The sequence below is a fragment of the Bradyrhizobium sp. 199 genome (assembly GCF_023073355.1).
Lineage (GTDB): Bacteria > Pseudomonadota > Alphaproteobacteria > Rhizobiales > Xanthobacteraceae > Bradyrhizobium.
This window is the reverse complement of the sequence record NZ_JADPJI010000005.1, coordinates 1,069,104-1,082,759: the sequence shown is the minus strand read 5'-3', so window position 1 is coordinate 1,082,759 and position 13,656 is coordinate 1,069,104. Positions and strand designations below refer to the sequence as shown.

Annotated in this window: 14 protein-coding genes; 6 read left to right on the top strand and 8 right to left on the bottom strand. The window is 64.9% G+C overall.

Annotated features, from left to right (window positions below):
* Window positions 1-14: 14 nt before the first annotated feature.
* The 5 genes from glyA to IVB28_RS13625 form a co-directional block, all read right to left on the bottom strand.
* Entirely contained in the window at window positions 15-1,313 is a 1,299-nt protein-coding gene (glyA, locus tag IVB28_RS13645; RefSeq protein ID WP_247526808.1) for a serine hydroxymethyltransferase, read from the bottom strand.
* A gap of 271 nt (window positions 1,314-1,584) precedes the next feature.
* Window positions 1,585-1,806: a hypothetical protein gene (locus IVB28_RS13640; protein ID WP_247526806.1), complete on the bottom strand. Its 222-nt coding sequence runs from the start codon at window positions 1,804-1,806 to the stop codon at window positions 1,585-1,587.
* Between the two features lie 37 nt (window positions 1,807-1,843).
* Entirely contained in the window at window positions 1,844-2,080 is a 237-nt protein-coding gene (locus IVB28_RS13635; RefSeq protein WP_247526805.1) for a hypothetical protein, read from the bottom strand.
* 194 nt (window positions 2,081-2,274) lie between these two features.
* Complete coding sequence (locus IVB28_RS13630; protein WP_011087797.1) at window positions 2,275-2,793, bottom strand: MarR family winged helix-turn-helix transcriptional regulator; 519 nt, start codon at window positions 2,791-2,793, stop codon at window positions 2,275-2,277.
* A gap of 477 nt (window positions 2,794-3,270) precedes the next feature.
* Window positions 3,271-3,771 carry a DUF6163 family protein gene (locus IVB28_RS13625; protein WP_247526803.1) on the bottom strand — a complete coding sequence of 167 codons (501 nt, stop codon included), beginning with the start codon at window positions 3,769-3,771 and terminating at the stop codon, window positions 3,271-3,273.
* A 123-nt stretch (window positions 3,772-3,894) separates the two neighbouring features.
* Between IVB28_RS13625 and hemB the strand changes: the two genes are divergently transcribed.
* The 3 genes from hemB (at window position 3,895) to IVB28_RS13610 (ending at window position 6,717) form a co-directional block, all read left to right on the top strand.
* Entirely contained in the window at window positions 3,895-4,956 is a 1,062-nt protein-coding gene (hemB, locus tag IVB28_RS13620; RefSeq protein WP_247526801.1) for a porphobilinogen synthase, read from the top strand.
* A 322-nt stretch (window positions 4,957-5,278) separates the two neighbouring features.
* Window positions 5,279-5,821: an RDD family protein gene (locus tag IVB28_RS13615; protein WP_247526800.1), complete on the top strand. Its 543-nt coding sequence runs from the start codon at window positions 5,279-5,281 to the stop codon at window positions 5,819-5,821.
* A gap of 119 nt (window positions 5,822-5,940) precedes the next feature.
* On the top strand, window positions 5,941-6,717 hold the full coding sequence (locus IVB28_RS13610; protein ID WP_247526798.1) for an arginyltransferase: 777 nt from the start codon (window positions 5,941-5,943) through the stop codon (window positions 6,715-6,717).
* Window positions 6,718-7,200: 483 nt separating this feature from the next.
* Here IVB28_RS13610 and IVB28_RS13605 read toward each other — a convergent pair whose 3' ends face one another.
* The gene (locus IVB28_RS13605; protein WP_247526796.1) at window positions 7,201-8,556 is read right to left on the bottom strand and encodes an Nramp family divalent metal transporter; all 1,356 of its coding nucleotides are present in this window, start codon (window positions 8,554-8,556) and stop codon (window positions 7,201-7,203) included.
* Between the two features lie 166 nt (window positions 8,557-8,722).
* Between IVB28_RS13605 and IVB28_RS13600 the strand changes: the two genes are divergently transcribed.
* The gene (locus tag IVB28_RS13600; RefSeq protein ID WP_247526793.1) at window positions 8,723-9,967 is read left to right on the top strand and encodes an MFS transporter; all 1,245 of its coding nucleotides are present in this window, start codon (window positions 8,723-8,725) and stop codon (window positions 9,965-9,967) included.
* Window positions 9,968-9,995: 28 nt separating this feature from the next.
* Here IVB28_RS13600 and IVB28_RS13595 read toward each other — a convergent pair whose 3' ends face one another.
* Window positions 9,996-11,255 carry an adenylate/guanylate cyclase domain-containing protein gene (locus IVB28_RS13595; RefSeq protein ID WP_247526792.1) on the bottom strand — a complete coding sequence of 420 codons (1,260 nt, stop codon included), beginning with the start codon at window positions 11,253-11,255 and terminating at the stop codon, window positions 9,996-9,998.
* 165 nt (window positions 11,256-11,420) lie between these two features.
* Here IVB28_RS13595 and IVB28_RS13590 point away from each other — a divergent pair, with 165 nt between their 5' ends.
* Together IVB28_RS13590 and IVB28_RS13585 are read left to right on the top strand one after the other, a co-directional pair.
* Window positions 11,421-12,578: an MFS transporter gene (locus IVB28_RS13590; RefSeq protein WP_247526789.1), complete on the top strand. Its 1,158-nt coding sequence runs from the start codon at window positions 11,421-11,423 to the stop codon at window positions 12,576-12,578.
* Window positions 12,579-12,609: 31 nt separating this feature from the next.
* Window positions 12,610-12,801, top strand: a complete 192-nt coding sequence (locus IVB28_RS13585) for a hypothetical protein (protein ID WP_247526787.1) — start codon at window positions 12,610-12,612, stop codon at window positions 12,799-12,801.
* An 8-nt stretch (window positions 12,802-12,809) separates the two neighbouring features.
* Here IVB28_RS13585 and IVB28_RS13580 read toward each other — a convergent pair whose 3' ends face one another.
* On the bottom strand, window positions 12,810-13,640 hold the full coding sequence (locus IVB28_RS13580) for an N-acyl homoserine lactonase family protein (protein WP_247526786.1): 831 nt from the start codon (window positions 13,638-13,640) through the stop codon (window positions 12,810-12,812).
* Window positions 13,641-13,656: the final 16 nt, after the last annotated feature.

Below are 13,656 nucleotides of genomic sequence, written 5' to 3'. Positions count from 1 at the left end.
CGTTTGGCCTAGCCTTACTGATAGATCGGGAACCGGTCGGTAAGCGCCTTGACGCGTTCCTTGATCGCGGCTTCGACCAGCGGCGCCTTGCCGTCATCCGACTGCGCGATCGCGTTGAGGACCTCGGCGATCATGCCGCCGACCTGCTGGAATTCGGCAACACCGAAACCGCGGGTGGTTGCCGCCGGGGTGCCCAGCCGAATACCGGAGGTGACAAACGGCGAGGCGGGGTCGAAGGGAATGCCGTTCTTGTTGCAAGTGATGGCGGCGCGGACCAGCGCTTTCTCCGAGACGTTGCCCTTCAGGCCCTTCGGCCGGAGGTCGACAAGCATCAGATGGTTGTCGGTGCCGCCGGAGACGATGTCGAAGCCGTGGCTCTTCATCGCCTCGGCCAGTGCCTTGGCGTTCTCGACGACGTTCTTGGCATAGACCTTGAAGTCCGGACGCAGCGCTTCGCCGAAGGCAACCGCCTTCGCCGCGATCACATGCATCAGGGGCCCGCCCTGCAGGCCCGGGAAGATCGCCGAATTGAGCTTCTTGGTCAGCGCCTCGTCATTCCACAGCATCAAGCCGCCGCGCGGACCGCGCAGCGATTTGTGCGTGGTGGTGGTGGTGATGTGGGCATGCGGCACAGGCGACGCATGCACGCCGCCGGCCACGAGGCCGGCAAAGTGCGCCATGTCGACCAGGAGATACGCGCCGACCGAGTCCGCGATCTCGCGGAAGCGCTTGAAGTCCCAGGCACGCGAATAGGCCGAGCCGCCGGCAACGATCAGCTTCGGCTTGACCTCTTCGGCCTGCTTGGCGACCGCGTCCATGTCGATGATCTGGTCCTCGCGGCGCACGGTGTAGTGAGAAGCCTTGAACCACTTGCCGCTCATGTTGACGGGCGAGCCGTGGGTGAGATGACCGCCGGCCGCGAGATCGAGACCCATGAAGGTGTCGCCGGGCTGGAGCAGCGCCAGGAACACCGCCTGGTTCATCTGGCTGCCCGAGTTCGGCTGCACGTTGGCGAAATTGGCGCCGAACAGCTTCTTGGCACGGTCGATCGCGAGGTTTTCGGCGACGTCGACCCACTCACAACCGCCGTAATAGCGCGCGCCCGGATAGCCTTCCGCGTATTTGTTGGTCATCACCGAACCCTGCGCTTCCAGCACGGCCCGGCTGACGATGTTCTCGGAGGCGATGAGCTCGACCTCGTGGCGCTGCCGGCCGAGCTCGCCCTTGATGGCGGCGGCGATTTCCGGGTCGGCCTGCTCGAGCGAGGCGCTGAAAAACGAATCGGGCGCGGAGGCGGTTTTGGCTGCGGTCATCTTGCGAATATCTCCACCGCCGCGGCCTTTTAGCGGGCTACGGGCGGTCTGGTGTGGCGATCGGAAGCGGCGAGCGCGATCTACCACATCGCCCGCAACAGGCCAAGCATTTGCGGGTCGGAGGCGAGATTTGTGCAAGATATGGTGGGCAGCGGAGGTTTTCGGCGACCGGGCCGGCTGGAGGGAACCACGCGTCCCTCACATCCGAATGGGACCGATTCGGGCCTTTAACTCCTCACGCCCGGGGCCGCGGGCTGCGGCAGAAGTCGCCTTACAGCCCGGTATACCCCGCCTTCACGGGGTCCACGCTGCCGTCGAGCTGGCGCAGATAGGTCAGGCCGCAAACGGTCAACCTGTGGGGGTCCTTCTCGCCGGCCTCCATCAACGTCGTGAGATAGTTCGTGACCTTGGCCCGTGCCTCCTGGCTGGCCGCGGCGGTGCGGTTGGCGAGCAGGTCATAGGTCTGCATGATGCGGTCGATGGCGGCTTCCATGGCACCCTCTGGTTCTCTTGAATTTCCGGAGTCTTGATCAGGCAACCGCGCGGGCCTCGGATTGCGTCTCGAACCAATTGATCGCCTTGTTGGCGAGCCTGATCTTGTTGATTTCGCCGTGCTGGAGCAGCTGCACGATCATCCCCAGCAGGCGTTCGTCGGTGACGAGAGTATCGGGGATCGCGCCCGAGCGGCGAAGGTAGTTCGCGGCGATGGCATAGGCCTCGCTCACGAGTTCCACGTTCATCGCCTGAAGCCCGCGCTCGACCAGCATCGACTTGTCTCCGATCCGAAGGAGGTAAGCGCCGAGCCCGGAACTGGTTCCCTCCGCGGGCAGATTTTTTCGCAAGTGCACAAAAGCAAAACGCACCGGTCCGGAGGGAATCCGGGCCGGCGCGCTTGGGGAAGTCAGTGACGTTCGGGAAGCTTGCCGGTCTTGTTGAGGGCCGGCTTTGATCCCTTGAAAACTCAGAGCCGATACAGGATCTGGTCGGTCCAGAACCGCTCCAGGCGGTGCAGCGACTTGTTGAGCGTGGAGAACTCCTCGCCCGAGATGCCGCCGACCTGTTCCACCGTCTTGACGTGCTTCTGGTAGAGCGAATCGACGATGCGGCGGACTTCCTGGCCCTGCGGGGTCAGGCGGATGCGCACCGAGCGGCGATCGACGCGCGAACGCTGATGATCGAGGAAGCCGAGTTCGACGAGCTTCTTCAGATTGTAGGAGACGTTGGAGCCAAGATAATAACCGCGCGTGCGCAGTTCGCCCGCGGTCAGCTCCTTGTCGCCGATGTTGTAGAGCAGGAGCGCCTGCACCGAGTTGATGTCCGCACGACCGCGGCGATCGAATTCATCCTTGATCACGTCGAGGAGCCGGCGATGCAGCCGCTCCACCAGAGTCAAAGCTTCCAGATAGAGCGACTGCACCGAACCTTGCTGGCCGGAGACGCGCTCTGCGGTATCTGCCGCAGTTGCGACGGCTTTCATCATGACACTTCCCCTGTTGTCGTTTTTATCGACACTCATTCGACGAAACTTGTGTCCCGCCTGATAGCTGCAACTTAAGGGGCTCGTTTGAAGATCGGCTTAAATAAGAGAATAAAGAGATCATGAATTTAAGAGAGTGAATTGCCGATTAAGCCTGTGCCACAAGCACTTTTCGCAACTGTCTGTTGACCTTCGCAAGGTCCTGTTCACCCTCCGTCCGCCCCCCTTGTCGCATTCCAGAACAGGCCCGCTTCGTTTCGAAACGGGCGCGTAACGGCTGTGGCCGGATGCGCGGAGTCAACGAAAAGTTACTGCAAATTTTAGGCAACCAACGGTCAACCAAACGCGCGCGAAACCTCGCGTGTCCCGAAGCTGAACAGACCGTAGGATGGGTAGAGCGCAGCGAAACCCATCACCACGCGCGTCTGCATCGATGGGTTTCGCTGCGCTCATCCTACAAGATGCCTGAGCTCGCGATCGCTACGGCGGCCGCTCGCGCGCGGCCATCCAGGCGAGCGCGAGATAGGCGGCGAGCATGAAGGCCTCGACGCCGACGACGACCAGGCTGCCGCCGTAGATGCCCGGGAACATCAGCTCGATCACCGCCATCGACACCACGGTCGTCAGCCACACCACCGCGCCCCACGGCGTTGCCAGCCACAGGCCGACCGCGGCGACGAGCTCAATCACGGCAAAATAGATCGTCGACGCCTGCCAGGCCATCGACTGGTTCTCGAAAGCCTCGTCCTCACCGCCGACGAAGCCCGTCACCTGCGCCCAGTGGTAGAGACCTTTCAGGATCGAGAGCAGCGCCATCACCCGCAGGAACAGCACCAGGCGGCGCGTCCAGACATTGTCGTCGGACTCCGAACGCTCCGACGAGATCGCAGCCATCGACATCGCGCTGTCTCGGGCATTGTCTCTGACGGCGTCCCTGGGGCTGCCGTCACGGGCCGCATCGCGGGTGGAGATCTCGGACATGCCCCCTTCTGGCTGCTTCGGCCCGCAAAATCAATCGGCTGCCCATCCCTTGCGGCAGGTCAAGCCGCGGTGACGGGAACCATGCGAGCTGGTATAAGAACAATTCCAGGCGGAGGAAGAGTGATGGCGATCAAATACGGACGTCCGATCGAATTGCGCGAGGTCTCGCGCCGGGACGGCGCTGGCGCCTCCCCTGCCCTCGATCTGGCCGTTCGCCCGCGCCGCAACCGCAAGGCCGAATGGGCCCGGCGCATGGTGCGCGAGAACGTGCTCACCACAGACGATCTGATCTGGCCGCTGTTCCTGATCGACGGCAACAACAAGCGCGAGCAGATCGCCTCGATGCCCGGTGTCGAGCGCCTCAGCGTCGACCAGGCCGTGCGCGAGGCCGAGCGCGCGATGAAGCTCACGATCCCCTGCATCGCGCTGTTTCCCTACACCGACCCGTCCCTGCGCGACGAGGACGGCTCTGAAGCGACCAATCCGAACAATCTGGTCTGCCAGGCGGTGCGGGCCATCAAGAAGGAGTTTCCGGAGATCGGCGTTCTCTGCGACGTCGCGCTGGATCCCTTCACCAGCCACGGTCATGACGGCCTGATCTCGGACGGCAGGATCCTCAACGACGAGACGGTCGCCGTGCTGGTGCGTCAGGCGCTGGTGCAGGCCGAGGCCGGCTGCGACATCATCGCGCCCTCCGACATGATGGATGGCCGCGTCGCCGCGATCCGCGGGGCGCTGGACCGCACCGGCCTGCTCGACGTGCAGATCATGGCCTATGCCGCCAAATATGCCTCCGCTTTCTACGGCCCGTTCCGCGACGCCATCGGCTCGGCCAAGACGCTCACCGGCGACAAGCGCACCTATCAGATGGACAGCGCCAACACCGACGAAGCGTTGCGCGAGGTCGAACTCGACATTGCCGAAGGCGCCGACATGGTGATGGTGAAGCCCGGCATGCCCTATCTCGACGTCGTCCGCCGCGTGAAGGACACCTTTGCGATGCCGACCTTCGCCTACCAGGTCTCCGGCGAATACGCGATGATCGCGGCCGCCGCCAATAACGGCTGGCTCGACGGCGAGCGCGCGATGATGGAGAGCCTCCTGGCATTCAAGCGCGCCGGCGCCGACGGCGTGCTGAGCTACTTTGCACCGAAGGTGGCGGAGAAGCTGCGGGCGCAGGGGTGAGCTAACGCTCCCTTTCAACGTCGTCCCTGCGAACGGGGGACCCATACCGCGTGCTTTATCTGTGACAACGGTGGTCGTACCGACGAAGGACAAACTGCGGGTCTTCGCCAAACTCCTCCCCTGGGTATGGATCCCCCGCGTTCGCCGGGATGACACCGAGGATGTGGCGACATCAGCGCCCCTTCACCGTCAACCTGCCCGCCCCCGAATCGCCGGAATATTTCCGCTTCTTAATGTCCCTGCGCCCTTGGCACCGGGATGGCCTGTTCCCATGTGCTGCCTCGAGGGTTTTCCCTCTGTTTCCCCCTTGGGAGGACGGACCATGTCGTATGACTCGGGCAATTCGGGCGCCTGGCGCAATGACGGCGGGGCGCAACCACACGCCCACGATTCCAATCTGCAACCGGAACTGTTCCGCGGTGTAGCGACGCGGCGGGTGTTCGCCTTCCTGATCGACATGGTCGTGATCTCGGTGCCGGTGATCCTCGGCTACATTTTCATCGCATTGTTCGGCGTGGTCACGCTCGGCATCGGCTGGGCGCTGTTCTGGCTGGCCTGGCCAGCCTCCGTGATCTGGGCCATCGTCTACTATGGCGCCTGCATCGGCGGTCCCTCGTCGGCGACGGTCGGCATGCGCCTGATGGATCTGGAACTGCGCACCTGGTACGGCGCACCGGGCTATTTCGTGCTCGGCGCCACCCATGCCGTGCTGTTCTGGGTGACGGTCTCGTTCCTGACGCCCTTCGTGGTTTTGGTCGGACTGTTCAATGGCCGCCGGCGTCTGCTGCACGACGTTGTGCTGGGAACGGTCGTGATCAACAATTCGGTTCGCGTGCCCGCGCCGCAAGCCGCAAGGACCTGGTAAGCAAGGACCTGTCAACCACGACCATCTAAGCTGGCTGATCTGACCTGCCGAGCTGACCAATTGACCGGGGGCTTCCGTAGCGCGATGTTGATACTCACTTCGGAGGCCCACGACGTCCCTTGACCCAGCACTCGCGCGACACCCCCCAATTTTACCTTACGGCGCCCTCGCCCTGCCCGTACCTGCCGGGCCGTCATGAGCGAAAGGTGTTCACGCACCTGGTGGGAGAGCGCGCCGGTGACCTCAACGACCTCCTGACCCATGGTGGCTTCCGGCGCAGCCAGTCGATCGCCTACCGCCCGGCCTGCGACCAGTGCCGCGCCTGCGTCTCGGTTCGGGTCGTCGCCAACGAGTTCCGGCCTTCCCGCAACTTCCGCAAGGTGATGGCGCGCAACGCCGACATCATCGGGGAGCAGCGAAGCGCGGTGCCCACCTCCGAGCAATATTCGGTGTTCCGCGCCTATCTCGATGCCCGCCACCGCCACGGTGGCATGGCCGACATGACCGTGCTCGACTATGCCATGATGGTCGAGGACAGCCATGTCGAGACCCGCATCATCGAGTACCGCAAGCGCGGCCCCGACAGCGGCATCACCGGCCGCGGCGAGGAGCTGATCGCGGTGGCGCTGACCGACGTGCTCAGCGACGGTCTGTCAATGGTCTATTCGTTCTTCGAGCCGGGCGAGGTCAGCCGCTCGATGGGCACCTTCATGATTCTCGACCACATCGCCCGCGCCCGCCGGCAAGGCCTGCCTTACGTCTATCTCGGCTACTGGATCGATGGCTCGAAGAAGATGGACTACAAGGCCCGCTTCCTGCCGCAGCAGCGCCTCGCGCCCTCAGGCTGGCTGCGCATCGACGCGCAAGGGGACGTGGCGTCCGAGCCGCAGGACTAACGGCGCGCCGCTCTCATAAGCCGGGCAGTTTGGAACCGCGCGAATGGGACCAGCTCCGGAGGTTTTCCTTGTCGAGCACCTATGATCTGATCGCGCGGAGCATGGTCGAGCGCCAACAGATGCTTTGTTTCTATCAAGGCCATCCGCGCAAAATTTGTCCCGCAATATTGGGCCATACCGATGGCCAGGAACGCACGCTCGCCTTTCAGTTGCAGGCAGTTCCAGCAAAGGCCTGCCACCCGGAGGGGAATGGAAGTGCTTTAAGGTGGCGGAGATGACGAAGGTCAAGCTTCAAAGCGGGGAATGGCACGCCGGCTCAAGCCATCGCGAGCGCCAACAATGCGTGAAGGTTGTAGATCTCGACGTAAATCCCCTCAGTCCTTACCAGCCGCGACGTCGGGTCTAGTCTGCGCAGGGTCGGTTCGCCGGATGCCAAATGAGTGATTGCAGCCTCAGCACTTGATGCGCAGTGGCGCGCAACGATCACGATCCCAACAGCGTATCTACCAGCAGCTTCAAGTTCAAAATCACGATGATACCCGCGACGATCCACGCGATCGCCGCCACCCATACTGGTATGGCGAACTTGCCCATCTTGCGGCGGTCGGAGACGAAGCGGACCAGCGGGATGACGGCGAAGGGAAGCTGCATCGACAATACGACCTGGCTGAACACCAATAGATCCGCTGTGCCGCGCTCGCCATAGATCGCGGTAACGATGATCACCGGAATGATGGCGATGCCGCGCGTCAGCAACCGGCGCGCCCAGCTCGGCAGGCGCAGGTCGAGAAAGCCTTCCATCACGATCTGGCCGGCGAGCGTCGCTGTCACCGTCGAATTAAGGCCCGAGGCGAGCAGCGCCACCGCGAACAGCGTCGAGGCGATGCCGAGGCCGAGCAGCGGCGACAGCAGCTCGAACGCCTGGCCGATCTCGGCGACGTCGGAATGGCCGCTCTTGTGGAAGGTCGCGGCAGCCACCACGAGGATCGCGGCATTGATGAACAGCGCCAGCATCAGGGCAATGGTCGAGTCCGTCGTCGCCCATTTGATCGCCTCGCGCCGGCCGGTGTCGTTGCGCTCATAGGCGCGCGTCTGCACGATCGAGGAGTGCAGATAGAGATTATGCGGCATCACGGTGGCGCCGATGATGCCGATCGCGATGTAGAGCATTTCAGGGTTGGTGAAGATCTCGCTCTTCGGCAGGAAGCCGTGCAGAACCTCTGCAACCGGCGGCGCCGCGGCCACGATCTGGACCGCGAAGCAGACCGCGATCACCGCGAGCAGCGCCATGACGAAGGCTTCGAGAAAACGGAAACCGCGGTTCATCAGGATCAGAAGCAGAAAAGCGTCGAGCGCGGCGATCAGCGAGCCGCCGATCAGGGGAATGCCGAACAGGAGCTTGAGCGCGATCGCGGTGCCGATGACCTCGGCGAGATCGCAGGCGATGATCGCCGCCTCGCAGGCCAGCCACAGCATGAAGTTCACCGCCGGCGAATAGGTCGCGCGGCAGGCCTGCGCGAGGTCGCGGTCGGTGACGATGCCGAGCCGTGCCGCGAGCGACTGCAGCAGGATCGCCATCAAATTCGAGAGCAGGATGACCGAAAGCAGCGTGTAGCCGAACTTCGAGCCCCCGGCGAGGTCGGTCGCCCAATTGCCGGGGTCCATATAGCCAACCGAGACCAGATAGCCTGGGCCGACGAAAGCGAGCAGGCGGCGCCACCACACCCCCGCGATGGGGATGGCCACCGTGGCATTCACCTCGGCCAGGCTCTTGGTAGCAGGCGCGTCGGAGCGCCAGCCGGCAGCGTCTCGGGTCAGATCGGGAGAGCGAGCATCCATAAGGCGAGAATACCGAAGTCGAGGCTTATTGCAACTCATTTGCAACTGCATCTAGCCGCATTGGTTCGGTGGCGGCCGCTGTTTGTCGCCCTGTCGGGAAGCGGGTGGGTTTGGCGGTCCTCGGGGGCGGATACTGGCGCCAATTCGACTCTGCAGGAAATCAGCCATGTCAAATCCCCCGCGCCTTCCCGAGACATTCAGCCGCCTCGCCTGGTCCAACTTGGCGGCACAGTCGGCCGAACAGATTGCGCTGGCGGCGGCCCCTATCGTCGCGGTGCTGACGCTCGGCGTCGCCGAAGGCCAGACCGGCCTGCTCCAGACCGCGCTGACCCTGCCCTTCGTGCTGTTCGCGATTCCGGCCGGCCTGCTCGCCGACCGCATCTCACGCCGCTCGCTGATGGCGGGGGCCGAGGCGCTGCGCGTGGTGGCGCTCGCCACTATCGTGCTGCTGCTCGCGCTCGGCGCGCTCAATCTGCCACTGCTGGCGCTGCTCGGCTTCGCTGCGGTGTGCGGCACCGTCGTCTACAGCGTGGCCGCGCCGGCGCTGGTGCCCTCGCTGGTGAGCGCGGAGCTGCTGCCGGCGGCCAATGCCCGGATCGAGCTCGCACGCACCATCGCCTTCGCCAGCGGCCCTGCGCTCGGCGGCGCGCTGGTGGGGTGGTGGGGCGCGAGCTTGGCCTTCGGCTTTGCGGCGGCACTCTCGGCCATCGCGGTCGTGCTGCTCTCCGGCATCTACGAGCCCGCCCGCGCGCCGTCGCCGCGGCGGCATGCGTTCCAGGACATCCGCGAAGGCGCGGCCTTCGTGTTTCACCATCCGCTGCTGCGGCCGGTGTTCATCACTCAGTTCATCTTCAACACCGGCTGGTTCCTGCAGATCGCCGTGTTCGTGCCCTACGCCGTGCGCCATCTCGGCCTGACCGCCGCGGGCATCGGCACCGTGCTGACGATGTACGGCGTCGGCATGGTGATCGGCGCGCTGTTCGCCACGCGGGTGATGAAGCGGTTCGCATTCGGCACCGTGGTCGGCCTCGGCCCCGTCACTGGCTTCATCGCCGCAGTGGTGATGGCGCTGACGGTGTTGGTCCCCTCGCCTTGGCTCGCAGGCTTGAGCTTCTTCCTGCTCGGCGTCGGCCCGATCCTGTGGGTGATCTCGACCACGACGCTGCGCCAGTCGGTGACGCCGCCGCGCCTTCTGGGGCGCGTCTCCGCCATCAACATCATGAGCTACGGCGCCCGTCCGGTCGGCTCGGCACTCGGTGCCATCGTCGGCGGCCTCTGGAGCGCGGAAGCGTGCCTCTATCTCGCGGCGGCCGTGTTCGGCGTGCAGGCGCTGGTCATTTGGCTCTCGCCCGCGGTGAGGCTGGATCGGCAGCCGGTTATGGTGGGGGACGAAGCCGCTGCGCGCTGTTAGCGCCGCCGCGTGGGATGGAGCCGCCAGCCTAATTCGCCAGATACCGCTCGTAGCTCCCCGTCACCCGCTCGCTTGCGTCAACTTCGGGATCGAGCGTGTAGAGATCCTGCGCGCGGCCGATGCCGCGCAAGGCGTAGCGGCCGGTGGAGACGAGATAGCGGCGGCCGGCGGCGTCGAGGCCCTTGTAGAACTCGGACGATGCGAGCAACTCGCGATCGACCGAACGACTCATCGAGGCGATGCGGCTGACCTCGTTGACGGTAGGGCCGACCACCGTGAAGTCGAGCCGGTCCTCGCTGCCGATATTGCCGTAGAAGACCTCGCCCACATGCAGGCCGATATAGGCCGAGGTGGTGGGACGGCCGTTGGCCTCCCGCCGCTTGTTCAGCGCCGCGACGTTCTTGCGGAACAGATGCTCGGCGCAGAGCGCAGCGCGCCGCGCATCGGCCATGTCCTCGCCCCAGAACATCGCGAGCACGCCATCGCCGATCAGCTTCAGCACATCCCCGCCCGCCCCATGGATCGCGTCGATCGCGGCCTGCGCATAGTCGTTGAGGAACGGGATGATCTCGTCAGGGCCGATGCTCTCGCTGATCCCAGTCGAGCCGCGCAAATCCGAATACCAGAGCACGGCGTTGATCCGCTCGGTGACGCCGCGCGAGATGCGCCCGCGCAGCACCTGCTCGGAGGCATCGCGGCCGAGATAGACGCGGCCGAGCGTGCGCACGATGTCGACCTGCTGCGCCGATTTGATCGCGAGCCCCAGCACCGGCACGAGATCGCGCAGTGCGGCCAGCTCCGCTTCCGTAAAGCCGTCTTGGCGTCGCGTCGTCCAATACGAGTAGAGACAGTCCATCTGCCCAAGCGCTCCGGTCTCACCAAAGCGGTGCACGAAAGCGAGGAAATGCCGGTGCCCCTTTTCGGCGAGGTCGCCGATCTGCGAGAAATCGAGTGAGGGCGCGTCGGCAAGGTCGAGCAGCATCTCGTCGTGGCCATGCTCGAGCAGGCGAAAGAACACCGAGCGGCGCCAATTCTTGGCCGCGTCGCCCTCGGCGGTCGAGCCGTATTCGACGACGTCGCTCTCGTTGGTCGGTGTATCGCTCCAGCGGAACGCGCGGCCCTCGTAGATCGGATGCAAGGTATCGATGACCACGAGTCCGCGCGAGAGCTCCAGTCCCTCGACGCAGCAGCGCTCACAAAATCCACGGAGCAGTTCCGGTTCAGGCAGGCCGGTGAGCCCTTGGCTGGCCAGCCAGTTCATCAGCGCCAGGCGCGAGGTCAATTGCATACGCCATTATGACGTGCATTCGTGACGAGCGGAAGGCCACGCGCGAGTGCGTGCCATCAAGGCTCCCGTCAGCAGCAGATCGAGTATGTCACGGACGCTGTTGACGCGCTCTCGTTACCGGCTGCAAATGGAACCGATGACACCGCCGACCAGGCATCCAGGAATATGAGCCAGCGCCAGCTTCCGATCATCCTGACGCTTGGCACCACGCAGACCCTGGCCTGGGCTTCGAGCTATTATTTACCGGCGCTGATCGCCGATCCCATGGCGCGCGACCTCGGCGTCTCCTCCAACTGGATCTTTGGCGCGTTCTCGGCCTCGCTGGTAATCTCGGCGATGCTCGGCCCGCGCATCGGGCGTCAGATCGATCTCGTCGGCGGCCGGCAGGTGCTGTCGGCGTCCAACCTGACGATTGCCGCTGGCCTCGCGCTGCTTGGCTTCGCACACTCCGTCCCGGTGATGGTGTTGGCCTGGCTCGTGCTCGGCATCGGCATGGCCATGGGGCTCTACGACGCCGCCTTCGCCGCTCTGGGGCGCATCTACGGCACCGAGGCACGCAGGCCCATCACCGGCATCACGCTGATGGCGGGCTTCGCCTCCACGGTCGGCTGGCCGCTCACCGCCTGGGGCCTCGCCCATATCGGCTGGCGCGAGACCTGCTTTGCCTGGGCCGCCGCCAACCTCCTGATCGGCCTGCCGCTCAACTTCTTCATGCTGCCGGTGATCAAGGGCGCCAGGCAGGCGGCGGCCACGGCCGAGAAGCCGCATTTGCCGCTCGATCGCACCATGCTCCTGCTCGCCTTCATCTTCGCGGCGGCCTGGACCGTCACCGGCGCCATGGCCGCGCATTTCCCGCGCATCCTGGAGGCGACGGGAGCCACGCCGGCCGAGGCGATCGCAGCCGGCGCACTGATCGGCCCGGCGCAAGTCGGCGCACGCATGTTGGAGGCCGGCTTCCTCAGCCGCTTCCATCCGCTGTGGTCGACGCGGCTCGCCTGCCTCACCCATCCGATCGGCGCGGTGATCGTGGCGATCTTCGGTGGCGCCGCGGCGAGCGCGTTCGCGCTATTCCACGGCTCGGGCAACGGCATCCTGACGATCGCGCGCGGCACGCTACCCTTGTCGATCTTCGGCCCCAAGGATTTCGGCTACCGTCTCGGCATCATCGGCGCCCCGGCGCGGATGGCGCAGGCGGTGGCGCCTCTGGCCTTCGGCCTGCTGATCGACCTCATGGGCGCCAAGGTGCTGATCGTCTCCTCCGCGCTCAGCCTGTCGGCGCTGGCCGCGCTGTTCCTGATCCGCACCAAGCCGCGGCCTGATTGACGGAGCCGGAGCTTTCGCGCACAAGCGGGCGATGAGCCACGACGCCGACCCGCCCCGCACGTTTAAAGGCCTCCTGCGCTGGGCAACCACGCCGCCGCAGGCCTGGGGCGTCTACCTCCTCGCCCTCCTCTCGATCTGGCTGATCTCGTTCTATGCCGGGACACTGAAGCCGAAGAAGACGCCGGAGCCGAGCCCGCCCGCGGCGACCGCGCCGAAAAGCTGATCCGAGCGTCAGTCGTAAAACTCCGGCGCCATCTTCTGGCTGTCGCGCTGGGCCTTGTCGTGGTTGATCCAGAGCTGCCCTTTTTCCTTGGCGAGCGTGTCGGCGATCTTCTGCATCGAGGCCACGCTCTGGTCCTTGTCAACATTCATGCCGGGGACGCGGCGGTTGTCCCAATTGTCTTTGAAGTGCACGGCATCGCCGGACAGCACCACCGCGCCGGTCTTCGGCAGTTTCACCAGCAACGACTGATGCCCGGGCGTGTGGCCGGGCGTTGACAGGATGGTCACGCTGCCATCGCCGAAGACGTCCTTGTCGCCCGTGAGCAGCTCGACCGGATGTGACGGCTTGAAGCGCGGCGCGTTGTTTGCCCCGGGCCAGTCATATTCGGCCTTCTGCACGTAGAGCGTGGCCTGCGGGAACAGCTCGACATTGCCGGTGTGATCGGGATGCGTGTGCGAGACGGCCATCGCCTTGACGTCGTCCGGCTTGAGGCCGAGCTGCTCGAGTTGACCGGCCAGCGTCTTCGGCCTGCGCCAGGTGACGGCTTTGGGATCGGCGGGCGCGAGACCGTTCGGCATGGAAGCAACGGCATCGGCGATGCCGGTATCCCACAGGAACCAGCCCTTGGCGTGCTTGATGAGATAGCAGCTGTCGACGAAGTCCATCGTCTTGCCCTCGTTCAGGCCGGGCGTCCAGCGCGAGATGTCGCCGGCAGTGCCCTCGCCGCAATTGAGGACGTAGAGCCTTTCGACGCCGGACTTCTCCGCCTGCGCCATCGCTCCATGACTGGAGAAGGCGAGCGCGGCGGCGGCGAAAGCAAGCTTGATCGTGGACGTCATCCTTGGTCCCTCCTTG